This is a genomic window from Cytobacillus sp. EB106-05-05-XG126, from assembly GCF_058791715.1.
In genome coordinates this window covers 1,765,613-1,788,308 of the sequence record NZ_JBYTDU010000001.1, presented here as the reverse complement: position 1 = coordinate 1,788,308, position 22,696 = coordinate 1,765,613, and the positions used below count along the sequence as shown (strand labels likewise).

Genomic DNA, 22,696 nt, shown 5'->3' with positions numbered 1-22,696 from the left:
TGAACTCCGGCTCTTTTCCATCCTATTAGAGCATTGGTTTAATGACAATTAAGCCGTTTTCCAGCTCAGCCTGTAAATGGCTATTCCCGCCATTGTCGATGATGAAATCTGCAATTTTGTCTTCCAGTTCATCCTGGATGATTCTTCTTAATGGCCTTGCGCCAAAAGCAGGGTGGTATCCGTCTTCTGCAAATTTTTCCTTAACTTCTTGGCTAATAGTCAATTCAAGCTCCTGATCATTTAATGTTTCCTGCAACTCATTGAGCATTAAGTCAACAATTTTTAGTAAATGCTCATTTTCCAGAGCTTTAAATTCAATAATGCTATCAAATCGGTTCAGAAATTCCGGCTTAAAGAAGCTGCCGAGCGAGTCCAGAATATTGGATTCTTTGACGGCATCTGCTGCACCAAATCCAACATGGACTTCTTTTTGTCCAACTCCTGCGTTGCTTGTCATGATAATGATTGTATCCTTAAAGCTGACAGTGCGGCCCTGGCTATCTGTCAGGCGTCCATCTTCCAGTATTTGAAGGAACATGTGCTGTACATCTGGATGTGCTTTTTCTATTTCATCAAGCAGAATAATGCTGTAAGGATTTCTGCGCACCTTCTCGGTCAGCTGCCCTGCTTCTTCATGACCTACATATCCCGGAGGGGAACCGATAATTTTAGACACGCTATGCTTTTCCATATATTCACTCATATCTAGCCTGATCATGCTGTCTTTTGACCCGAACAGCTCCTCCGCAAGTGTTTTGGTTAATTCAGTCTTCCCGACACCTGTTGGCCCGACAAATAGGAAAGATCCAATTGGACGGTGCTTGGATTTAAGTCCCGCACGGCTTCTGCGGATGGCTTTTGCAACTTTTTGTACGGCTTCGCGCTGTCCAATTACTTTTTGTGCAAGATTTTCCTCTAGGTTTTGCATCTTCTCCTGTTCATTTTCAGCTAATTTTCCGACGGGAATCCCTGTTTTTTTCTCAATAATCTCCTGAATAAGGCTTGTTTCGATAACTGGCCTTTCAGCCTTGTTTTCTCCATTTAATGCCTGCTGGAGTTTTAATTCCTCTTCACGGAGTTTTGCAGCCTCTTCATATTTTTCTTCTTTTAAGACAATTTCTTTCTGCCTGCTGATTTCTTTCAGCTGTTTTTCAATATCTTCTGCCGGTATATATCCTGACTGAAGATTCATTTTTGAACCTGCTTCATCCATTAGATCAATAGCTTTGTCAGGAAGGAACCTGTCCTGAATATAGCGGCTTGACAGCTGCACACACGCTCTTATGGCATCTTCTGTAAAAGAAACTTCGTGATAGTCTTCATATTTTTGTTTCAGCCCCATTAAGATGTCAACTGCCTCATCAGCAGTCGGTTCATTTACTTGTACAGGCTGGAATCTGCGCTCAAGCGCCGGATCCTTTTCAATCTGGCGATATTCTTTCAATGTGGTGGCTCCGACTACTTGCAGCTCACCCCGTGCAAGGGCAGGCTTTAGTATATTGCCGGCATCCATCGACCCTTCAGCTGATCCTGCCCCGACAAGCAAATGGATTTCGTCTATAAAGAGAATAATGTTCTTCCGGGTTTGAAGCTCTGAGATCAACTGCTTCATGCGTTCCTCAAATTGGCCGCGAATGCCTGTATTTGCAACCAGGGATGCCACATCCAGCAAATAGACTTCTTTATTTTGAAGTTTCTTTGGTGCATTTCCCTCGGCAATCTTAATGGCTAGTCCTTCGGCAATAGCTGTTTTACCTACTCCTGGTTCACCGATTAAGACAGGATTATTTTTGCTTCTTCTATTTAATATTTCTGTCACACGATTTATTTCTTCGTCCCGTCCGATGACCGGGTCAATTAAACCAGCTTTTGCAAGCTGTGTAAGATTTCGTCCGAATTGATCAATAAATCCGCCGTTGCCATGATTGTGTCCAGGCGCTTCTTTTAGACCATAATTTTCATTTCCTTGAGAGGCAGCCAGCTTCTTGAAGAAATCATCTAAAGGCAGTTGGCCAAAACCTGAAATACCACTCAAAGCAGGCCCAAAGGAAGTAAGGCTATGTTGCTTTTCAGTTTGATAACAGCTATGGCATAGGTTTAGATCTCGTTCATTTCCGTTCAATTTCAGTCTTATTTGTACATTTGCTTGTTTTGTTTGACATTTTTGACAAAGCATTTTGCATACCTCCATTAAAAGTTCGGTCTGACTTTGACTATATTTGACCTTATATCCGCATTATAATTTGACCTTCTTTGACTTTCAAGTAATTTGTTTTGGTATTTTTACCCAAAATTGAAGTTTAGCCTTATTGCAAAAAAGCTCGTCTTTGTTTGTACTAGCCTACATATATTGGAAAGGAAGGAGGAGATTAAGTGAAGACGAATTGGGGGGCAGCTTTCCAGATCGCTGCCGTTTATGTGGGAACCGTGGTGGGAGCGGGCTTTGCCACTGGCAGGGAGATTGTAGAGTTTTTTTCCCGATTTGGTTTTATCGGTTTAATTGGGATACTGATGAGCGGTTATATCTTTATTTTTCTCGGCTCCAAATTAATGAGAATCTCTGCACGTATAAAGGCAGCATCCTATCAGGAATTAAATGAGTATTTATTTGGAAGATTTTTTGGGTCTGCCATTAATATATTGATGCTGTTTATGCTCCTTGGCGTATGCGCAGTTATGCTGTCAGGTGCAGGAGCCGTGTTTGAGGAACAGATTGGCATCAGCAAGACTGCAGGATTGCTCGTAACGATAGGGTTAACAATCATTACAATGATAGTGGGTATTCGCGGATTATTTGCTGTTAATACATTTGTTGTTCCGATGATGATTGCATTTAGCTTTATTTTATTGTTTATAAGCATGAAGCTTCCTGATTTTGCAGAACAGGTTCTGTTTATACCCTATGCCGAAGATGGATGGAAGGCAGTTGTGGCTCCGTTTTCTTATACTGCCCTGAATTTAACATTGGCGCAGGCAGTCCTGGTGCCTGTGGCTTCTGAAATAAATGATGACCGGACAATTAAATGGGGAGGATACCTTGGGGGAGCTGCGCTGACACTCATCCTGCTTTCCAGCCATTTAACACTGATGATGCTGCCTAATCTGGAAGCATATGATATCCCGATGGCCGCTATTGTAAAGACATTGGCATCATCGTTCTATTGGATTTTTGTGTTTGTCATCTATGGAGAGATTTTCACATCTGTTATTGGGAATGTGTTTGGAATTGAGAGACAGGTGAAAAAACACTTTTCCGTACCAAGTATTATTATTGTGGGCTTTATCTTTCTCGTTTGTTACTTTATCAGTTTAATCAATTATGGGACATTGCTATCCTACTTATATCCGCTATTTGGATATGTAAGTCTGACCTTTATTATTCTTCTTTGGATGAAACCGTTTGATGATGGAAGTAAGGGGAAAAAAGCCTGAAAAAAGAAAAGAGATCCTTTTCCATGGATCTCTTTCGATTTATATTATTCTTGCGGCTTCTCTTTCATAATGGTTTTCGCCATCTGAAGGAAAGCATCTTCATGGTCAGCGTCTTCTTTATTGAATATGGTGAGCTTAAGAGAAAGATTATCATTTTTCATAAGATAGGCAGAAACCTTCTCGCCGTTTCCTTCTGCTTTCATTACAGAGGCATTTTTGTAAAAATCATCTGAAGGAGCTTTGGATGTTTGTACGTTTTCGCTGACAGCTTCAAGCTGTGCTTTTGTGTTTTCTTCAATCATATCCCAATCTGCATCATTCGGAAGGAGTTCAATCCGCATGAATATCTGATCATTTTCCGAGAGGTACAATACATCCTTATTTGGTTCCTCGGCAGTGAGCTCATATTCCGGGAGAACATACATCGAATAATTTTGATTATCACTATGTTTCAGGAAGGCTGTGTCTTCCTTCGTTTCACCCTCAACTGTATAAGTCATATTCTGCTCAAGGATCCTTATTACACTATTTCCTTCTCCATCTGTGCCATCTTCTGATGATTCTTCTTCTTTACTTTGTTCTTGTCCATCCTGTCCTTCCGAACCTGTTTCTTCTTCATTTTGCCCAGATCCTGCTCCATTGCCAGAATCATCCTGAGCTGTTCCGCAACCTGCCAGGATAGCAGCTGCAACTCCCAGCATTAGCATAAATTTCGCCAAAATTTTCATCTTGTTCCATCCTCCCGTTGTCTCAGCGCTTTTGCATTATTAGACGTATTTGAAGTGAAAGAGTTACATATAAATTCCTATTTACTTGTACATTACCATTTATGTAAAACATCGACAACGCTCAACAAGAATTGAAAAAAGACTGTTTGCTTTTTGTGTATTATTTGCTGAGTTGATTGGAGTGGAAATTAACGGACAACATTATAGGTCAATAACAACAATTCATAAGAAAAGAGCTTAAAAAAAGACAATTCTTGAAGAATTGTCTGATCATCTCTGCGTCTGTGGAATTCTAATTAAATGGGAGCAGAACGAATAATAACAAGTCAAAAATAAGATGGGAGACGATTACTAAGGGAATGCTTCTTTTCCAGGCATATAGCCATCCCCAGAAGAGACCTGCGATTAATGCTGCAAAAGCGAGCATCCAGTATCCGGAATAAAAATGGACAGAAGTATAGAGGAGAGAAGATATAATGATGCTTACTTTAACAGTTGTATGTTTCATTAATCTTTTTTGAACGAACCCTCTCCAAAACACCTCTTCTCCTGGAACTATAATTAATATAAGCACAATAAAGTGCCAAATAAACGAAGGTGAAAATCGGCCGTATAATTGTTCAACCTGATTCACTAAAGGGAGGTTGAGCAAATCAAATAAACTGTATCCCGTCCAAAATAGTCCGTATAAAAGAAAACCTGAAAGAGTTCCATAGGTAATGTATGTTCCAAAAGAAGCCTTGTCTTCCACTTCCTCCATTATGATGGAGTAACTGATTAGGAGCAGTAAAGAGGCAGAAAAGATATACCAAAAAATTGATTTATCCTGAAATGTAAAATACATAAGCAGATGTGCGAGTACCAGCCCGCCAATAAAACGGACATCTGCAGCAATATTTTTCAATTGATTTAACTCCTTTCAAGCAAAAAAATAACCAAACACTATTCTAACAAAAAACAAACATAAAAAGTAAGGAAAAGATTTCTTTGGTAACGCTAAGATAAAATAATGCAGAAATGCTAATCATAAGCCCATATGAAGGGAGGTATGTATAATGACGAAATCAAAAAGAGAAAAAGAGCGTGCCTGGACAGTTAGAAAGCAGGATCAGCATCCACATGGAAAAGTGAAGTCCTTAAAAGAGCTGTCAGGGGAGAAAGAATAAAAATTACGGCCTCCTAAACAGGAGGCCATAACTGTGGAGATAAATAGCGTGAAGCCGTAAGTGGCCGATGGTTCGGATCAGACAAAAGGCAAAAACAAAAAAGCAGCAAAAAGAGCTGCTTTTAAAAGTGACGTAAGAATACGCTTTCATTTTTTCTTTTTTATACTGCTGATTCTCTGACAACCTTATAATTTTTATGATTGACAACTGTTCTCTGATCTAATTCGAGATCCCGGTAGTTATCCATGTACGTTAAATCTACAATAACAGAATTCTCATTTACTTTTTCTACAATTCCCTGTAGCCCATCACGGAATTCAATTATATTTCCAACCTCTGCTTTCTTCAAAAAGCATCTCTCCTTTTGTCCATTTCTTTCGCTGGTAGTAACAGTTTGCACTATATTTTGAAATGCGTAAAGAATTTTGCAATTCGCTGTTGCTAAGGTAAAATGTTACATTCTTTAGGTTGGTAATATTATACCAGATAAAATTCTTTTTTTACATAAAAATATTTAATATTCAGAAAAAACATCAATATGCAAATATACTATTTCATACTTCAAAATTAGCAGCACTTTATTTATGATAAAGAAAGAATGAAATAAAAGGAGTTCTGGATAATGAATCATGAACAAATTCAGGAAGTGCTCGAACAATTAAAAAATGGAATCATCTCTGAATTTCATGTGTCTAAAGAAGATTTTCTTCCTTTTCGCAGTGTCATCGTAAATAGGGAGGACTTTAAGCATTTTCGCGGAATCGCACAGAGAGGCGGACATGTTATTTATCAATATTTAGAATCACCCCGAAGCTGAAAAGGAAATGAAGCTTAAATAAATAGCACATAGCAAAGACACTTGATCATATCAGGTGTCTTTGCTATGTCTATGCAATGTAATTGAATAGAAAGCAAAGGAAACTGGGTATAAAAGCAATAGATAATTTCGAAGGGATGTGCAAACATGAGCGATTTTAAAGGAAAAACAGTCATTGTTACAGGAGGAGCCAGCGGAATAGGCAAGAGTATTGCCGAGTCATTCGCGAGGAAGGAGGCCAATGTTGTTATTGCCGACATTGATGAAATGAAGGGAAAAAAATTAGAAGAACATTTCAACCAAACGGGCATGAACAGCCTGTTCATTAAAACAGATGTTAAGAATGAAACTGAAATTAAGGAACTAATCACAAAATCATTTGAGGCGTTTGGTGCTATAGATATCCTGATAAATAATGCAGGCATATCAAAGTTTCATTCGTTCTTTGATTTGAGTGTGGAAATGTGGGAGGAGGTAATCAATACGAATCTTCGGAGTGTATTCCTGTGCAGCAGGGAGGGTGCCAAATTGATGAAACAAGGTTCCTGTATTATCAATCTTTCATCTACGAGAGCGGTAATGTCAGAAAGCGGGACCGAAGCATACTCAGCTTCAAAAGGAGGAATTGCGGCAATTACCCACGCGATGGCCAGTACCCTCGCTGAAAAGGGGATCAGGGTTAATTGCATAAGCCCCGGCTGGATTGAAACAGGCGATTATGAAAGTCTCAGAGAGATTGACCATAAGCAGCATTTTTCCAACAGAGTTGGAAAACCCGGCGACATTGCAAGGACCTGCCTATTTTTAGCCCATCCGGAGAACGACTTTATAACAGGTGAAAATATTACAGTGGATGGAGGCATGACAAGGAAAATGATGTATGAAGAATAATAGTCCCTATTTTCCTTTGAATAGAAACCCTTTGTAAATTAACCATAATGATGGTGAAAAAAGTTGGGAAGAGGAATAAGTCCTCTGTTCTAAATGATTCTAAATGCTCATATTTTATTAGTGCTTTAGGATGATTTTAGGGGAGGGGTTCAATGGGCATTACTATGATTAAGATTTCATCCGTATACTTTGCTGTGGGAATTCTGCTGGGGTATTATATGTCGAGTACTCATTCTTACCTATTAGGTCCTGTTCATGTCCATATTAATTTACTCGGGTGGACGTCCTTGACTCTGGCAGGAATTCTATACTACATGTTTCCTGCTCTTGCAGAAGGGAAAGCCGGGAAATGGCATTTTTGGCTTCATAATATCGGCCTTCCAATCATGATGCTGTCACTGTCCCTAGTCCTGGTTACAGAAAATAATGCTTTTCTTCCTGGTACTGCTGTTGGAGCTACGATTACGGCTGGCGGCATTTTAATTTTCGTATGGAACATTTTGAAGAATTTAAAGGCACAATAGCAACTATATATAACGCATGGATTTTTAATCTGTGCGTTTTTTTTATATGGAATATTTTAAAACCATGGCAAACTTTTGTGATTAAGGGGATAAGCTAGAGGGTATACGGAAACTGAAAAAGGAGCTGAATATGACAACAGATTTGCTGTTCGCTATTAGAGAATTAAGAGTTAATAACATTATAAATGTGAATCATCTTGACATAAAAAAAGATAAAGTAACCTGCATCACCGGAGAGAGCGGTGCTGGAAAATCAACTCTTTTGAAGACCCTAAACAAAATGATTACCCCTGATTCAGGTGAAATATTTTATAAAGGCACTTCGCTGAAAGAAATCGATTCTGTCCAGCATAGGAGAAAAGTAATCATGCTATCACAAGTTCCATTAATTTTTCCGGGCACAATAAAAGATAACCTGATTATGGGTTATAAGCTTAACGGAAAGAAACCTTGTGATGATGAAATACTTAAACAGGCTCTACATAATATGCAGATGACTAAGGAGCTTCATGGAGATGCAGGAACTCTTTCAGGCGGGGAGAAACAGCGCCTGGCATTGGCAAGGATCCTGCTCCTTAAAGCAGATGTTTATCTTCTGGATGAGCCGACTTCTGCACTTGACGAAGACACTGAGATGATGATTTTGGAGTACTTTATACGTGAAATCAAAAAGAAACAAGCTTCATTACTCATGATAACCCACTCCAATACAGTCAATGAACAATTCGCAGAAGAAAGAATATATTTATCGCAGTCTAACGGGCAGTAAGACCCTCACTTCAAGACTCAGAGGAATCAAAGGAGGATAAGTGGGGGTCAAACTGCCCAATCTAGCTGCGGCTCCTTGGGGCTCGAGGTCATAAGCCAATCAGCTGATGGGAAGAAAAGCACTCCCCACCATCTGCTCGTCTTATGCTTGTCACCCCAAGGCAAGTCGCCTCGCTTTATAATGTAAAGGCCCGATTGGTGAGATACAGTGAAACTTGCCGACGCGAAGGCAGAGGCTTAGTTGAACCAATCGGGTTCGTAGTGTCGATTGATCGAAGCGATAGCGGAGATCTTAGCGACACTAGAACGCGACTAACAATCAGTGGGGATAAGGAAAGCCCCCACTGACTGAAGTTTCACTTTATCCCGGTCTGCGGAAGAGGTGGAGAAAACACCTATGGAGGAGTCTGATGGAAAATAGCTCAATTATTGATATTGAACTTTGGAGACTAATATCAGCTTACCTATTTGTGCTGCTTCTAATCTTAATCTTCAAGGTGAGAGGCATCGCACGTCAAAAAATGCTGGCAATAGCTGCTTTCAGAATGACACTTCAGCTTGTGATTGCAGGCTATGTATTAACCTATCTGTTTGAACTTTCCGATCCGTTCTTAACGTTAGGTGTGATTTGTATTATGGAAGGTTTTGCAATTTACACAATCTATAAACAGGCTGGAATCAGACTGTCAGTAAGCCTCAAAAAAACCATTGCGATTTCCATGATAACAGGTACAGCATTTTGTTTAATATTTTTTAATTTTGTTGTTATTCACTTTGAGCCCTGGTATGATCCCCGCTACTTCATTCCAATTGCAGGCATGATAATAGGCAACTCCATGACAGGCATCACGCTGAGTGTAAAGGAGCTTCTAAATTCCTTTACCACCCAAAGAGATATGATCGAGGGTGCCCTGATGCTTGGTGCTGAACCCAAAATTGCAGTTAAGCCATATGTTAATCATTCTTTTGATTCCGCTGTTCTGCCGACTATAAACAATATGCTTGGAATGGGCATCATTTTTTTGCCTGGTATGATGACAGGGCAGATATTATCGGGAGTAAGTCCATTGCTTGCGATTGAATATCAGATTGTCATTCTGCTGGGGATTTTGGGCAGTGTAGGTTTAACTGTAATTTTATTTATCCTTCTATCTTATAAGAACTTTTTCAATCAGGATGCCCAATTTTTCCCTGAAGGAAAAAGCTAGTGTTTTTATTAGTCAAGCTCACAGCATTTCACCCTTCTTGCCCGCATATAATTGAGAAATTAATCAAAAAGGCGGGATTAACAAATGAAACATGAAAAAGAAAAAGCATACAGAGTGAAAAGCTTATCTCAGGATATCCTCGAGCACCTAATGGAAGACAACACAATTTATCGTCATGAAGACTTAAAACATGTAATAGAAATGCTGGCCCGATCCGTCTCAGATCTTGTTACACTCTATACGGAACGGGAAGGCGATCATGAAACGGCTCTAAAAGGGACTATTTCAAAAATGAGAATAGGCTATAATGTACTTCAATACAAAGAAACATCAAAGATGGTTAGAAAACAAGATAAGTACCATCAAATGCCATAGATTTAAAGAAAAATATAACTAAGTAGAAATCCTTGGCAAATGAAAGCGTTTTACTCAAAAAAATGTGAACAAACGTTAAAAATTAAGGGTTTTTCATTGTCTAAATGAATGTGAAATGCTATTCTTTTGTCTGAGATGTAAGTTGTCCGATGACTTAATTACAGCCCGGTAATCTTACCTGATTCTATGGAAGTGTTCTAAAGGCAGAGAAGCTTCGAGAGGAAATGATTGAACTAATTTTCTCAGCCTTTTTGAACAACTATATACATGAATAATAGGGCATTGGAAAAAATAAAACAGCATATAGGACGGAATATAACGGTTTCATCCTGCTGCTGGTTTTGCTGAAAAAACTCCAGTTCCCGTCATTAAGTTCGTGAGGCAACGCCTTGCACATCTTAATTCATATTCAATAATACGAAGGAGATTGATCTCATATGGTACAAAAACAATTTAATGTAACTGCAGAAACAGGAATTCACGCTCGTCCAGCAACAATGCTTGTACAAGCTGCAAGCAAATTTGACTCAGAAATTCACCTTGAATATAAAGAAAAGAAAGTAAACCTAAAATCAATCATGGGCGTTATGTCTTTAGGTGTTGGACAAGGTGCCGATATTACAATTATTGCTGAAGGCAGCGATGAACAGGATGCTCTTAACAGCCTTGAAGAAACATTGAAAAAAGAAGGATTGGCTGAATAATGAGCTTTTTAAATGGTATTGCGGCGTCAAGCGGTATTGCTATTGCCAAGGCTTACCGTTTGGTTGAGCCGGATCTCTCTTTTGATAAAGTAACAGTCGAAAATGCTGGACAGGAAGTGGAACGCTTTCAAACAGCCTTAGCTGAATCTAAAGGTGAATTGGAAGTAATTCGCGATAATGCCCATAAAGAGCTGGGTGCAGATAAAGCAGCTATTTTTGATGCTCATCTCCTAGTATTGAGTGATCCGGAATTAATTTCGCCAATTGAAGATAAAATCAAAACAGAAAATGTAAACGCTGAATCTGCTTTAAAAGAGACTGCGGATATGTTCATTACTATGTTTGAACAAATGGACAATGAATACATGAAAGAGCGTGCAGCGGATATCCGTGACGTAACGAAACGTGTACTTTCACATTTGCTCGGAGTACAAGTAGTGAATCCCAGCACGATTGCAGAAGAAGTTATCATCATCGCTGAAGACTTGACACCATCCGATACTGCTCAGTTAAATCGCCAGTTCGTTAAAGGATTTACAACTGACATTGGCGGAAGAACATCTCACTCTGCCATTATGGCCCGTTCCATGGAAATTCCAGCAGTAGTGGGAACAAAGGATTCTACGAAGCAAATTAATAATGGCGATATGGTTATCGTGGATGGATTAAAAGGTTTGGTACATATTAATCCGACCCCGGAGGCTATCGCTGAATACAAAGAAGAGCACCGAAAATTCGAGGAGCAAAAAGCAGAGTGGGCCAAGCTTGTCAATGAGAAATCAGTGACAGCTGATGGCCATCATGTTGAATTGGCTGCCAATATCGGTACTCCTAAAGACTTGAAGGGTGTAGTTGAAAATGGCGGAGAAGGCGTTGGTCTTTACCGTACGGAATTTTTATATATGGGAAGAGATCAGCTTCCAACAGAAGAGGAGCAGTTTGAATCCTACAAAGCTGTACTCGAAGGAATGAGCGGAAAACCGGTGGTAGTCCGTACACTGGATATCGGGGGGGATAAGGAGCTTCCTTATCTTAATCTTCCAAAGGAAATGAACCCATTCCTTGGCTTCCGTGCTATTCGCCTATGTCTGGAAGAACAGGATATGTTCAGGACGCAATTAAGGGCTTTATTAAGAGCAAGTACTTATGGAAACCTGAAAATCATGTTCCCTATGATTGCCACTCTTGATGAATTCCGTCAGGGTAAAGCAATCCTTGAAGAAGAAAAACAGAAGCTTGTCAGCGAAGGCACACAAGTTGCCGATAACATTGAAATTGGCATTATGGTTGAAATTCCTTCAACTGCTGTTATGGCTGAGCAATTCGCTAAAGAAGTCGATTTCTTCAGTGTAGGCACAAATGATCTAATTCAGTACACTATGGCTGCAGACCGCATGAATGAGCGTGTTTCTTACCTTTACCAGCCGTATAATCCTGCGATTCTGCGTTTAGTTAAAATGGTAATTGACGCAGCGCACAAAGAAGGAAAATGGGCTGGCATGTGCGGTGAAATGGCTGGAGACGAAACGGCAATTCCATTGCTGCTGGGATTAGGTCTTGACGAGTTCTCCATGAGCGCTACATCAATTCTTAAAGCCCGTTCTCAAATCAGCCGTCTGAACAAAAAGGACATGGAAGCCCTGGCTGAAAAAGCGCTTCATATGAATACAGCTGAAGAAGTAGTCCAAGCTGTAAAAGAAACAGCTAACCTGTAATCAAACTGTAATATTTTGTGAGTTTTAAATATAATCTCGCGGGTAAATTAGAAGTAAGCACTTAGGTCAGACTTAACTAAGCTGATCATTCTCATTTTCCCCCCTTTTTAAACCGGCCTATTAAGGCCGGTTTATTTTTTGCTTTTACCGGTTCTCAGTCCTAAGGATGACTTAAATCACATCTTATGGATGTTATCCGAAATAAGAAACTCTCCTATAATAAAGCTACAACAACAAAAAGGAGAGATGGAAAATGGTTACCATAATAATCAGCTTTCTCTTTCATGATCGATATAGATGTATTAAAGAAAAACAGCAGAACGACTTATATGAGAAACAAAGCGCATTTTTAAGCCGCGTTCTGCACTAAAGAAGCCTGAGAAGGGCTTCTTTTAATTCATGCTAATTTCTGTTATTTCCAAAGATTAGAATTAAGTTTTGCAGATTGGAGTTTATTGTCAGGCGGTAAAGGAAAAGGTAATGAAAAAGGAGGAATTTTTCATGAATAAAAAAACAATTAGCCTAATGCTCACCGCCCTATTGGCATTGCTTCTGTCAGGCTGCATGCAGGGTACACAGAATTCAATCGTCAATAGTCATGCTGAAGCCCTGCTGACTAAAAACAATGAGCTGCAGTTCCGGTTTAAAATTAATGATAAAATTCTTTCGGAAGAAGAATTATACAAGGTGAAAGTTACCATACATAATGAAAAACTGGCTGCTGCCCTGGGAACGGATGAGTTTGTTTACGGGGAGGACACTATTATTAATGGGGAATATATAGAAGTAAATAATGAAAAGGGGAACTATATTTTTATGAATCCCATTCCTCTTACTCAGGACTTGCATGTGTTCGAAATAGAAAAAATGATTGTGAATGAAGATGCAGTTTCCGTCGAAATTATAAATGAGGATGAAGTGGTAGCGAGAGCATTCTTAAACAATTTTTCATCTCAGCTTTAAAGGGTGTTTTATTTTAACCTGAGTTGGGTATTATAAATTACGCGCATAAAATTGGGGATGGACCAGGTATTTGCCTGGTCTTTTGTCGTTTTGTAAATCCTAAAATTTTTATTCAAACAAAAGTAATGGTAGAATTAAAATAAAAAATTCAGATATTTCAAGGGAGAGGGTACCATGGTTTCACCTGAAAATACAGTTATCGGGTTTGTAGGAACAGGGGTTATGGGCAAGAGCATGGCGGGACACCTGTTGAAAGCCGGCTATCCGTTAGTCGTGTATACAAGAACCAAAGAAAAAGCCTCTGAACTGATAGAGAAGGGGGCAGAGTGGGCAGAGACTCCTGCAGCAGTTGCAAAGAAAGCAAATGTTATTATTACCATTGTTGGTTATCCCGCAGATGTAGAGGAAGTGTATCTCGGGGAAAATGGCATTATCACAAATGGCAGAGAAAATACATATGTAATTGACATGACCACCTCTACACCTACATTAGCCAAAAGGATATATGAAGAAGCACGCAAAATCGGCATATATGCAATAGATGCCCCTGTTTCAGGCGGAGATATCGGCGCAAGGGATGCAAAGCTTTCAATAATGGCAGGAGGAGACAGGGACGCATTTCTGGCTGTAGAACCGATTTTCAATCTCCTCGGAACGAATATCGTTTATCAAGGAAATGCGGGAGCCGGACAGCATACGAAAATGTGCAATCAAATTGCGATAGCATCCAATATGATAGGGGTGTGTGAAGCCGTTGTTTATGCTGAAAAAGCAGGTTTGGACCCGAAAACAGTGCTTCAAAGCATAACATCTGGAGCTGCAGGCAGCTGGTCCTTATCCAATCTGGCACCTAGAATGATTGAGGGAAACTTTGAACCGGGTTTTTATATTAAACATTTCATAAAAGACATGAATATAGCCTTAAATGAAGCAGAAGCAATGGGGATGATGACTCCGGGACTCTCGCTCGCAAAGAAAATGTATGCTGAGCTTGCTGAAAACGGAGAAGAAAACAGCGGTACACAGGCATTATATAAATATTGGGAAAAGTGATAAGCCCCATTTTATGAATAAACCCTCTTTTTTCACTTCAAACTAATAAAGAAAGTGAAAAGGGGGTTAGACAGTTGGCTAAAAGAAACAAGAAAAATGATCCTCAGCAGAAGAACAAAAAAGGTTTCGATTCTGCTGCCATTGATTCTGAATTCTCTCACGAATTTGGAAGTGCTGATACAAATAAAATTCAGAAGGATAAAGCTAAAAAAGAAAAAGCGTCAAAAAACAACGGGGAATATTAGGGGCAATAGTAGCAAAAAGGCAGGCTGGAGCTTGCCTTTTTGCTTTTTTAATGGAATATACAAAAAAAAGCGCCATCTCTTTAAACAAGGATTGGCGCTTAGATATTTACATTATTATGCCTTCCAGATACTTTTCGATCCGGTTAAGCCCTTCCTTTAATGTGTCCATGGAATAGGCAAAAGATATTCGGAAATAGCCTTCTCCATATGAGGAAAATGCACTGCCCGGAACTACTGCAACTCCTGCCTCTTCAACAAGCGAAAGGGCAAATTCAAAGGAGGTGATGGAACCATCCGGTATTTTTATAAAAAAGTAAAAGGCGCCATCAGGTTTGACTACATCCAGATTCATTTGTACTAATCGCTCATAAACATAGTCACGGCGCTTGGCATATTCCCGTCTCATTGGCAGGGCGTCGTCGATCCCTGCTGTCAGTGCTTCAAGAGCCGCCATTTGGGAGACAGATGCTGCACAAGTCACATTATACTGATGAACCTTCAAGATATGCTTTGCCAGATTTTCCGGAGCGAATAATAGCCCAATGCGCCAGCCTGTCATTGAATGGGATTTGGATAAACCATTAATGACCACTGTTTGCTCCCTTAAAAGGGAGGCGATTGAGTGGTGGGTTTGATCATAGATCAGTTCGCTGTAAATTTCATCAGCAAGGATAAAGATATCTTTGCCCTTAACAAGAGCTGCAATTTGATCAAGTTCCTCCAGTGTCAGGCTGACACCTGTCGGATTCGATGGGTATGGAAGAACAATGCACCTTGTTTTTTCACTCATTTGTTTCGAGATTATATCAGCAGTAAATCTGAATTTGTTTTTCGAAATATCAGTATGTACTGGAACTGCACCGCAAAGTTTTATGATTGGCTCATATCCGGGATAAACAGGACCAGGCAGGATTACTTCCGATCCTTCGTCCAAAATTGTCCGGAAGGCAATATCAATTGCTTCACTCGCTCCCGATGTCACAATGACTTCAGATTCAGGGTTATATGTAAGGTTATATTTTGTTTTTACAAAAGAAGCTGCAGCTTCACGCAATCGAATATCGCCCGCATTGTGTGTGTAGGAGGTAAAGTTTTCATCGATTGCCTGTTTTGCTGCTTCTTTAACATGCAGCGGCGTAGGGAAGTCAGGCTGTCCAATTGTAAGAGAAATCATATCTTTGGTGCCGGCAACCATATTGAAAAACCTTCTGATTCCGGAAATTTCTATGTCCTTAACTCTTTGGTTGATTAAATGTTCCAATGTATTCACCTCGCATCATCATACTGTTTATTCTAACACTTTGGTACAGCAGTAAACAGTAAAAAATAAAACAGGCCCTGAGTTCTATTCAGAGCCTGCAAAAATATAATTAGTATCCGTAATCCCAATCAACTTCATCTTCATGCCATAAAACCGGGTATACTGCACCAAAGTCGATTACTTTATTTTCTATATGACAATGACAATGTTTATCGCCGCATTGATCTTTCATTTCCTCATACACTGAATGTTCCACATTTTCAAGAATCGTAACTTTATTTTCATCATGGTAAAGGATTGCTGTACCTTTCATGCCTGATTGCACCTCTTTTTTTATTTATGTAAAACCTTGCTTTCTGCTTTACAGACTTATTTTATGCCTTGAGTAAAAGGGTGTCTACAGTGTTAGAAGAGTGTTCACAGAATAGTCAAGATGAAAACGTTTTAAAAAAATATTTGATGAAAATAAATCTGTGTAAGATTTTACAAATAGTTGAATATAATTCATTTAGAGATTAACATTAGTAGATAGTGGAAACTATATTTTTAGTTTATAAGTTTCCTGCTTAATTAATTTAAGGAGGTTTTTAAGTGGAGACATCTTTAGAGAAGCAGCCTTATGAAAGCACAAAGGAATATGGCGGATTCTGGCTCAGATTTGCGGCCTATTTAATTGATTCTATTATTGTTGGAATCCCGCTTGCCATTCTAAGCATCGTTATTTTTATGATCTTCTTTGGCACTTCTGACGCTTTTAACACGATGATAAGTGACCCATCTTATATGGAAGCAGAAATGACCGATGCAGAAGCTCTTGCATTCATGGGGTCATATTTTGGTGCACTTGGAGTAACTTTTATTGTCAATCTTGTCATCGCTGTTGCCTATTTTGCAGGCCTGCATGCATCCGCATGGCAGGGTACTGTGGGGAAAAAGCTGCTGGGATTAAAAGTGACTGACTTAAACGGTAATCGCATTTCCTTCTGGAGAGCGCTTGGGAGATATTTGGCCATGGCCATCTTGTCTGGAATTTTCCTTATCGGATACATCATTGCTGCCTTTACAGAGAAAAAACAGGCACTGCACGATTTAATCGCAGGCACAGTTGTAGTAAAAAAATAACTCAAAAAGAGCTGTATGGCCTAGCTGCTATACAGCTTTTTGAGGATCAGGACTAAAAAGGATTTATTGATTGCATGCAGAATATATTTTTAGAAAGGGAGGATGAAAATGCAAAAGAAGGACATTATTACTCATTATGAATCTTTTTCAGTGTGGCTTGAGTCTTTAAAAGAGCTTGACCAGAAAACCTGGCTAAAGCCTGTTAAAGAAGGAAAATGGGCGGTTGCCGCAGTAGTTGCCCATCTGTTATTTTGGGATAGATATTCCCTTGCGAAGCGTTTCCCATTTTTTAAAGAGGGTGCGGAGCTTGAGAGCTATCCTGACTTTCAGTATGTGAATGATGCTGCCACAGAATATGCTCAAAAGCATGCACAACTGGAAATTATTGAAGAACTATTATCAGTCAGAGAAAAATTCCTTCATATACTTGAAGGAATGACTGAAGAAAAACTGGATACAGCATTTACAATAGGCAGCACTGCCTTAACTGTGCGTGATTATTTTGCTGATTTTATAGAACATGACATTCACCATAAAAAGCAAATTATCCAGGCTGCCGGCATCAGGGTTTAATATGCGGTGACAGTCTCACTGTTTTTACATTAAGGAGCTGATGGCATGGAAATAGAGAAAACGGAGCTCAAGAAGCCGGGGAAATTTAATTCCCTGCGCCTGTATATGACCCTGCCGATTGTATCATGGGCACTATATGATTTTGCGAATACCATTTTTTCATCCAATATTAATACGATATTTTTTCCTTTTTACCTGCAGGAAGTAATAGGGGAGAATGAAGTTTTAAATCAGATTGCAAGTACTTTTATATCTTATTCTAATGCATTGGCAAGCTTTTTTCTTGTCCTGTTTTCACCCTTGTTCGGAGTTATGATAGACAGGACAGGAAGAAAAAAGAAATATATAGTGATCTTTACGCTTATTACTGTCATGGCAACGATATTGATGGGTGTTTTTGCATCCAGCCAGATTAGCGGGAAAATATTTGGGCTGCCTGTTTACCTTGCACTTGTTATTATTTGTTTTATAATTGCAAAGTTTTTTTTCCATTCCAGTCTGGTGTTTTACGATGCAATGATTTCAGACTTGGGAACAAAGCAGGATATTCCGCTGATATCAGGTTTTGGAGTAGCTGTCGGCTATATTGGAACCCTTGTAGGTCTGACTGTCTATTTATTTGTAGGTGATGACGGTTTTCACGAATCTTTCATACCAACTGCTATTTTATTTCTGGTGTTTTCACTGCCGCTGTTTTTCTTTGTAAAAGATAAGCCCCTACAGGCAAAAGAAAAACAAACATTTTTATCAGGCTATAAGGAAGTTTGGAAGACTTTTAAAGAAATGAAACATTATAAATCAATTTTCACTTTCATGATTGCTTATTTTTTCTTAAATGATGCAATTGCCACCACGATTGCGATGATGGCCGTTTATGCAAAAACAATTGTCGGCTTTACCACTGGCAAATTCATTTTGTTATATCTGGTTTCCACGGTCTCCAGTATAATTGGTTCTTTTGTATTTGGCTATATAACCAAGGCGAAAGGGGCAAATAAAGCGGTTAAATATGTTGGAATCCTTCTTCTTGTTGCATTGGCAATTGCGGTTGGCGCTGTCAATGAAGCAATGTTCTGGATTGCAGGGAGCATGTTTGGGGTTGCCCTCGGTTCCATGTGGGTAACCACAAGGACGTATATTGTGGAATTAACTCCTGAGAATAAAAGAGGACAGTTTTTTGGTTTGTTTGCATTTTCAGGAAAAGTATCATCCATTATTGGTCCGCTCATTTACGGAAGCATTACACTGATCTTCGCAAGCTACGGAAACATGGCGAGCAGAATGGCTTTAGGCTCATTAATGATTTTGACTATAATCGGACTGTTCGTTCATTCAAAAATTAAAGACGACAGCATTCCTGAATAACCGTACATCTTGTATAGCATTTTAGAAGCAGGCCGCTCCAGGCTTGCTTTTTATTGTTTTAGCATTACAGACTTCTGCTGCAGAATGGGGGCTTATAACAAAAAATATCAAATTTCAATAAGAAATTTTACCCATTCATGGTATATTAATAGAGCAAAAGAATCAAATGGCATGCGCTCTACTATAGGAGACATAATTTGAAGCAACGATTTAGATATAGGCAGATGAAAAAGGAAGGGCGAAAAAAGTGAATCAGAAAAAAGGCATCTTACTTGAAAGCGGAACGAATGAACTTGAAATTGTTGAATTTTCAATAGGCAGGAATAAATTCGGCATTAATGTGATTAAAGTAAAGGAAATTATAAACCCTGTACAGGTCACTCCTGTCCCTCATTCTCATAGAAATATTGAAGGAATCATTGAACTGAGGGGTGAGGTGCTTCCTGTAGTTGATGTAGCTTCCTCATTGAAAATGGCTCCATCGGAAGCCCCCCAGCAGGATAAGTTTATTGTTACAGAGTTTAATCAGCAGAAAATCGTTTTTCATGTTCATAATGTTTCGAAAATTCACCGTATTTCCTGGAACCAAATTGAAAAACCATCTGAAATGTACCAGGGACAGGAAAGCCAGATTATCGGAATCATTAAGCTTGGTGAAGAAATGGTCCTGCTGCTTGATTTTGAAAAAATGGTCACTGAAATTAATTCTGATACAGGGATCAGCATCCAGAAGGTTCAAAAACTTGGAAAGCGTGAAAGATCTGATAAGAAGCTGATTATTGCAGAGGATTCTCCACTATTAAGAAAGCTTTTGAACGATACATTAAATGAAGCGGGCTTTTCCCGAGTTGAATTTTTTGAGGACGGTTATGAGGCTTATAAATATCTGCATTCTTTAGCAGAATCCGGACGGAATGTCACTGATGAAGTACAGCTCATAATCACTGATATCGAAATGCCTCAAATGGACGGCCATCACCTCACAAAGAAGGTGAAAGATCACCCGATGCTTGCAGAAATCCCGGTAATTATTTTTTCTTCATTGATTACCGAAGATCTTCGCCATAAAGGTCAAATGGTTGGGGCAGATGCACAGGTGAGCAAGCCTGAAATTGCAGAATTAGTGCTATTAATTGATCAGCATGCGTTATAAGGCATAACAAAAAAAGCTGGAGTTTACATTCCAGCTTTTGGTACTTTGATAACTTTCTAGCTCCAGCGCCTACCCCCTCGAGGTCGTCGGGGGTGAACAGGCGCTTCCGCTTTTCTTGATTAAAAGTAACTTTCTCCTAATTTCTTAAATACAGGCTTTTGATAGCGCTGTTTTTTTTCATTCGGCGGGCTATTAAGCTCTTTTAGTCCAGTATATGACATTAGCAATTTTTTCGCTGCGTTAAGTGATAAGGAGGACTTAGGATTTCGGACGAAGGAATCCAGCTTGCCCAAATGGGGAAGCTCAGAAAAATCCTCTTTAGAGGGCGGGAGATGGAAAGAATAGTTCCCGCACTTTACAAGAACATCTGATTGCTGCTGGCTATTTTTGGGATTGCCGGAATAGTGCAGGCCTGCTTTTTGGGCTTTACCTTCTTTGATCAGCTTGTGCAGTGCATCGTGCTTTAATTTATACAAAAATTTAGGACTTGGTGCTGTCTTTGCATGGCGGTTAACGGTGAAGATGGCTTGAGAGAGGTTTTCAACCGTTGGCTGCAGATGGGGATATTGTTTCTTATCAGAATTCAATTTCCAATCTCCTTTCATATTTTAAAGGGGTATAAACATATTATACCCCTATTAGTCAATAAAACCAACTTAGGATAGGGCTTATATTAGAAAAGCTTATCCATCCAGCTGTTTTCCGCCTATGGACTGTAAGAATCCTGATTTTTTCCATATAACTATGAGCATGGTGAAGCCTAATAATGTCGTTGCCATACCAGCGCCAATCATAACAAAAGAGACACCCAGCTGTTTGGCAAGAAGAGCTCCGGCTGCAGGTGCTATAAGCATGGAAAAAGTCTGCAGGGACATGGCGGCAGCAGAAACTCTGCCCATCATTTGCTTCGGTGTTTCAGATTGAAGAACATAGCCGTAGGGGACAGATTCTCCCGCCCCTAAAAGGCCTAAAAAACATGCACCGATTATCCAGGCCAATTGTGGTAAATTAAGAAAACCTAAGCCTCCAAGCCCAACAGCTGCTATAAAAATGCCGCTTAATATGGCTGAAGAACTCATTAAATGGATGGGTTTCCGGTTCCACCCTGTCCATTGGCCCAGCAATAGTGAACCCGCAACACTTCCTGCTCCCACTGCACTTATCAGCAATCCAAAATTCCCCTCATTGAATCCTATCTGCTTTGCAATAAAAACAAATAACCCATCATAAAGGAAAATAATGAAAAACGCTGCAGAAGAAAGAATAATCGAGATCTTTAAAAGGGGAGTATGAAAAATATGTTTGATGCCTTCGGAGAAATCTTTCCAAAATTCCCCTTTGCCTGTTTGGTCGCCAGCCATTTTTTTATCTGACTCCTCAAAGGACTTTAAGCTGGGAAGAAACAGCAGAAAAATTACAGCTATAAAGAACCCTGCTGCTTCGAACAGAAATGGACTTTTTGGTCCAAAAACAGCTATAATCCCTCCTCCTAATGCGGGCCCCGCAATTTTCATTGTATTGACTGAAAGCTGGCTTAGAGTTACTGCTTCAGGCAGCATGCTTTCAGGTACAATCATACGGATGGCACTCTGCCTTGCAGGATCATAAAGTGCTGATACGGTTCCTTTTAAAAACACAAATAATAGCAGAAGGTATAGGTTAGGAGAGTAAAATAAACCTGCTACAAAGACTATTCTTAAAAGGAGGCAAACAATCATAACTGCTTTCTTGGGCATTCTGTCCACAAACACACTTGCAAATGGGCCAATGATGACCCAGGGAAGACCGAGAACTATAATGACAGAGGCAATTGCCGTTTCATCCAGACCCCAGTGATAAGCGACAATAACCTGCAAAGCAATTAAATCCAGCCAGTTCCCCAAGTCTGAAAATAACTGGGCGCCAAAAAGTGCGCGAAAGGATTTTAGCTTGAGCGGTTTAAAAATACCTGGTTTCGCTGTCAATTCCCTTCATCCCTTCCGATGGCCATCCTTCTCCTGTTCAGAAGCTTTTCAGTATTGCCATGAGGATCCTGGCCATCTGGTAAATTATCTTTTTGCAGCGCTTCGATTGATTCATCGATCCATTTTATTTCTGTTTCCAGCTTCATTTCTGCATATCGGATTGAGAGGGTGCCAAGCTTGCTGACATAAGAATAACCATTTCTCGGCCACTCCTTTACGAATTTAAGAATATCTGAAGCTTCTTCTTTTCTTTTTAATAAGTGGCTGATTAACACTTCATTATCCATATCTTCATGCCAGGTTGACATTTTCATTAGCAGTTCATCTTTAATCACGGGGAAAGAAGGAGGTGTCTTCAGCCAATTTTCAAACTCTTTCCAGCCTTTAGCAGTAAGCTCATACATTTTTTTCTTCCTTCCTTCATCTTCCTGTTCGATTGCATAGATAAATCCTTCTGCCTCAAGCTTTTTTAATTTTGGGTATATGCTCCCATAGCTCATTCCCCAGTAAAGACCAGCAGCTTTGTGTTCAAATTCTGATTTAATTGTATATCCTGTGCTGGGCCAAAAGCTTAATACAGCAAGGATGGTATGTTCTATAGACAAGATTGCAACTCCTTTCAATGTATCAACACGATATATTACTTTGATATATCAATATGATATGTTG

General features: G+C 39.5%; 26 protein-coding genes. 17 read left to right on the top strand and 9 right to left on the bottom strand.

What is annotated here, in order from left to right:
- Positions 1 to 25 precede the first annotated feature (25 nt).
- Complete coding sequence (locus AC3WTL_RS08870) at positions 26 to 2,176, bottom strand: ATP-dependent Clp protease ATP-binding subunit (protein ID WP_248346811.1); 2,151 nt, start codon at positions 2,174 to 2,176, stop codon at positions 26 to 28.
- A 197-nt stretch (positions 2,177 to 2,373) separates the two neighbouring features.
- Between AC3WTL_RS08870 and AC3WTL_RS08865 the strand changes: the two genes are divergently transcribed.
- Positions 2,374 to 3,432, top strand: a complete 1,059-nt coding sequence (locus tag AC3WTL_RS08865; RefSeq protein WP_048008075.1) for a YkvI family membrane protein — start codon at positions 2,374 to 2,376, stop codon at positions 3,430 to 3,432.
- A gap of 44 nt (positions 3,433 to 3,476) precedes the next feature.
- Here AC3WTL_RS08865 and AC3WTL_RS08860 read toward each other — a convergent pair whose 3' ends face one another.
- Together AC3WTL_RS08860 and AC3WTL_RS08855 are read right to left on the bottom strand one after the other, a co-directional pair.
- Complete coding sequence (locus AC3WTL_RS08860; RefSeq protein ID WP_492369294.1) at positions 3,477 to 4,160, bottom strand: DUF8580 domain-containing lipoprotein; 684 nt, start codon at positions 4,158 to 4,160, stop codon at positions 3,477 to 3,479.
- 292 nt (positions 4,161 to 4,452) lie between these two features.
- Positions 4,453 to 5,064, bottom strand: a complete 612-nt coding sequence (locus tag AC3WTL_RS08855; RefSeq protein ID WP_248346814.1) for a CPBP family intramembrane glutamic endopeptidase — start codon at positions 5,062 to 5,064, stop codon at positions 4,453 to 4,455.
- Between the two features lie 151 nt (positions 5,065 to 5,215).
- Here AC3WTL_RS08855 and AC3WTL_RS08850 point away from each other — a divergent pair, with 151 nt between their 5' ends.
- Positions 5,216 to 5,326 (top strand): DUF6254 family protein, encoded by a 111-nt coding sequence (locus AC3WTL_RS08850; RefSeq protein ID WP_019381647.1) that lies wholly within the window; start codon positions 5,216 to 5,218, stop codon positions 5,324 to 5,326.
- A gap of 160 nt (positions 5,327 to 5,486) precedes the next feature.
- Here the strand turns inward: AC3WTL_RS08850 and AC3WTL_RS08845 are convergent, their stop codons facing one another.
- Positions 5,487 to 5,675: a YkvS family protein gene (locus AC3WTL_RS08845; protein WP_009331029.1), complete on the bottom strand. Its 189-nt coding sequence runs from the start codon at positions 5,673 to 5,675 to the stop codon at positions 5,487 to 5,489.
- Positions 5,676 to 5,948: 273 nt separating this feature from the next.
- Here AC3WTL_RS08845 and ykzS point away from each other — a divergent pair, with 273 nt between their 5' ends.
- The 11 genes from ykzS to AC3WTL_RS08790 all read left to right on the top strand — a co-directional run bounded on the left by ykzS (position 5,949) and on the right by AC3WTL_RS08790 (position 14,589).
- Positions 5,949 to 6,143 carry a protein YkzS gene (gene ykzS / locus AC3WTL_RS08840; protein ID WP_222497188.1) on the top strand — a complete coding sequence of 65 codons (195 nt, stop codon included), beginning with the start codon at positions 5,949 to 5,951 and terminating at the stop codon, positions 6,141 to 6,143.
- A gap of 147 nt (positions 6,144 to 6,290) precedes the next feature.
- The gene (locus AC3WTL_RS08835) at positions 6,291 to 7,034 is read left to right on the top strand and encodes an SDR family NAD(P)-dependent oxidoreductase (RefSeq protein ID WP_197214747.1); all 744 of its coding nucleotides are present in this window, start codon (positions 6,291 to 6,293) and stop codon (positions 7,032 to 7,034) included.
- Positions 7,035 to 7,186: 152 nt separating this feature from the next.
- Positions 7,187 to 7,558: a cbb3-type cytochrome c oxidase subunit I gene (locus AC3WTL_RS08830; protein WP_163142942.1), complete on the top strand. Its 372-nt coding sequence runs from the start codon at positions 7,187 to 7,189 to the stop codon at positions 7,556 to 7,558.
- Positions 7,559 to 7,688: 130 nt separating this feature from the next.
- A complete protein-coding gene (locus tag AC3WTL_RS08825; RefSeq protein WP_197245609.1) occupies positions 7,689 to 8,327 on the top strand; it encodes an ABC transporter ATP-binding protein in 639 nt (212 codons plus the stop codon).
- A 409-nt stretch (positions 8,328 to 8,736) separates the two neighbouring features.
- Positions 8,737 to 9,534, top strand: a complete 798-nt coding sequence (locus tag AC3WTL_RS08820; protein ID WP_492369293.1) for an ABC transporter permease — start codon at positions 8,737 to 8,739, stop codon at positions 9,532 to 9,534.
- A gap of 84 nt (positions 9,535 to 9,618) precedes the next feature.
- Positions 9,619 to 9,909 (top strand): hypothetical protein, encoded by a 291-nt coding sequence (locus AC3WTL_RS08815; RefSeq protein WP_222497185.1) that lies wholly within the window; start codon positions 9,619 to 9,621, stop codon positions 9,907 to 9,909.
- A 437-nt stretch (positions 9,910 to 10,346) separates the two neighbouring features.
- Positions 10,347 to 10,613 carry a phosphocarrier protein HPr gene (locus tag AC3WTL_RS08810; RefSeq protein WP_048010672.1) on the top strand — a complete coding sequence of 89 codons (267 nt, stop codon included), beginning with the start codon at positions 10,347 to 10,349 and terminating at the stop codon, positions 10,611 to 10,613.
- The gene (gene ptsP / locus AC3WTL_RS08805; RefSeq protein WP_492369292.1) at positions 10,613 to 12,328 is read left to right on the top strand and encodes a phosphoenolpyruvate--protein phosphotransferase; all 1,716 of its coding nucleotides are present in this window, start codon (positions 10,613 to 10,615) and stop codon (positions 12,326 to 12,328) included. The genes AC3WTL_RS08810 and ptsP overlap by 1 nt, the downstream gene beginning before the upstream one ends.
- Before the next feature lie 501 nt (positions 12,329 to 12,829).
- Positions 12,830 to 13,291, top strand: a complete 462-nt coding sequence (locus AC3WTL_RS08800; RefSeq protein ID WP_163142954.1) for a hypothetical protein — start codon at positions 12,830 to 12,832, stop codon at positions 13,289 to 13,291.
- A gap of 174 nt (positions 13,292 to 13,465) precedes the next feature.
- Complete coding sequence (locus AC3WTL_RS08795) at positions 13,466 to 14,344, top strand: NAD(P)-dependent oxidoreductase (protein ID WP_163142956.1); 879 nt, start codon at positions 13,466 to 13,468, stop codon at positions 14,342 to 14,344.
- Between the two features lie 74 nt (positions 14,345 to 14,418).
- Positions 14,419 to 14,589: a hypothetical protein gene (locus AC3WTL_RS08790; protein WP_222497183.1), complete on the top strand. Its 171-nt coding sequence runs from the start codon at positions 14,419 to 14,421 to the stop codon at positions 14,587 to 14,589.
- A gap of 106 nt (positions 14,590 to 14,695) precedes the next feature.
- Here AC3WTL_RS08790 and AC3WTL_RS08785 read toward each other — a convergent pair whose 3' ends face one another.
- Positions 14,696 to 15,850, bottom strand: coding sequence for an aminotransferase A (locus tag AC3WTL_RS08785; RefSeq protein WP_222497182.1), 1,155 nt, complete (start codon positions 15,848 to 15,850; stop codon positions 14,696 to 14,698).
- 109 nt (positions 15,851 to 15,959) lie between these two features.
- Positions 15,960 to 16,163, bottom strand: coding sequence for a hypothetical protein (locus AC3WTL_RS08780; RefSeq protein WP_222497181.1), 204 nt, complete (start codon positions 16,161 to 16,163; stop codon positions 15,960 to 15,962).
- A 278-nt stretch (positions 16,164 to 16,441) separates the two neighbouring features.
- On the opposite strand from AC3WTL_RS08780, the gene AC3WTL_RS08775 reads away from it, so the two are divergent.
- The 4 genes from AC3WTL_RS08775 to AC3WTL_RS08760 all read left to right on the top strand — a co-directional run bounded on the left by AC3WTL_RS08775 (position 16,442) and on the right by AC3WTL_RS08760 (position 20,063).
- Positions 16,442 to 16,972, top strand: coding sequence for an RDD family protein (locus AC3WTL_RS08775; RefSeq protein WP_197214753.1), 531 nt, complete (start codon positions 16,442 to 16,444; stop codon positions 16,970 to 16,972).
- 108 nt (positions 16,973 to 17,080) lie between these two features.
- Positions 17,081 to 17,545, top strand: a complete 465-nt coding sequence (locus AC3WTL_RS08770; RefSeq protein WP_492369291.1) for a DinB family protein — start codon at positions 17,081 to 17,083, stop codon at positions 17,543 to 17,545.
- Between the two features lie 45 nt (positions 17,546 to 17,590).
- On the top strand, positions 17,591 to 18,910 hold the full coding sequence (locus AC3WTL_RS08765) for an MFS transporter (protein ID WP_222497177.1): 1,320 nt from the start codon (positions 17,591 to 17,593) through the stop codon (positions 18,908 to 18,910).
- A gap of 247 nt (positions 18,911 to 19,157) precedes the next feature.
- Positions 19,158 to 20,063, top strand: coding sequence for a chemotaxis protein (locus tag AC3WTL_RS08760; RefSeq protein WP_222497176.1), 906 nt, complete (start codon positions 19,158 to 19,160; stop codon positions 20,061 to 20,063).
- 119 nt (positions 20,064 to 20,182) lie between these two features.
- Here the strand turns inward: AC3WTL_RS08760 and AC3WTL_RS08755 are convergent, their stop codons facing one another.
- From AC3WTL_RS08755 to AC3WTL_RS08745, 3 genes are all read right to left on the bottom strand, one after another.
- Positions 20,183 to 20,668 carry a YkyB family protein gene (locus AC3WTL_RS08755; protein WP_172581916.1) on the bottom strand — a complete coding sequence of 162 codons (486 nt, stop codon included), beginning with the start codon at positions 20,666 to 20,668 and terminating at the stop codon, positions 20,183 to 20,185.
- 78 nt (positions 20,669 to 20,746) lie between these two features.
- Complete coding sequence (locus AC3WTL_RS08750) at positions 20,747 to 22,027, bottom strand: MFS transporter (protein WP_222497175.1); 1,281 nt, start codon at positions 22,025 to 22,027, stop codon at positions 20,747 to 20,749.
- Positions 22,024 to 22,632 carry a PadR family transcriptional regulator gene (locus tag AC3WTL_RS08745; RefSeq protein WP_163142976.1) on the bottom strand — a complete coding sequence of 203 codons (609 nt, stop codon included), beginning with the start codon at positions 22,630 to 22,632 and terminating at the stop codon, positions 22,024 to 22,026. The genes AC3WTL_RS08750 and AC3WTL_RS08745 overlap by 4 nt, the downstream gene beginning before the upstream one ends.
- Positions 22,633 to 22,696: the final 64 nt, after the last annotated feature.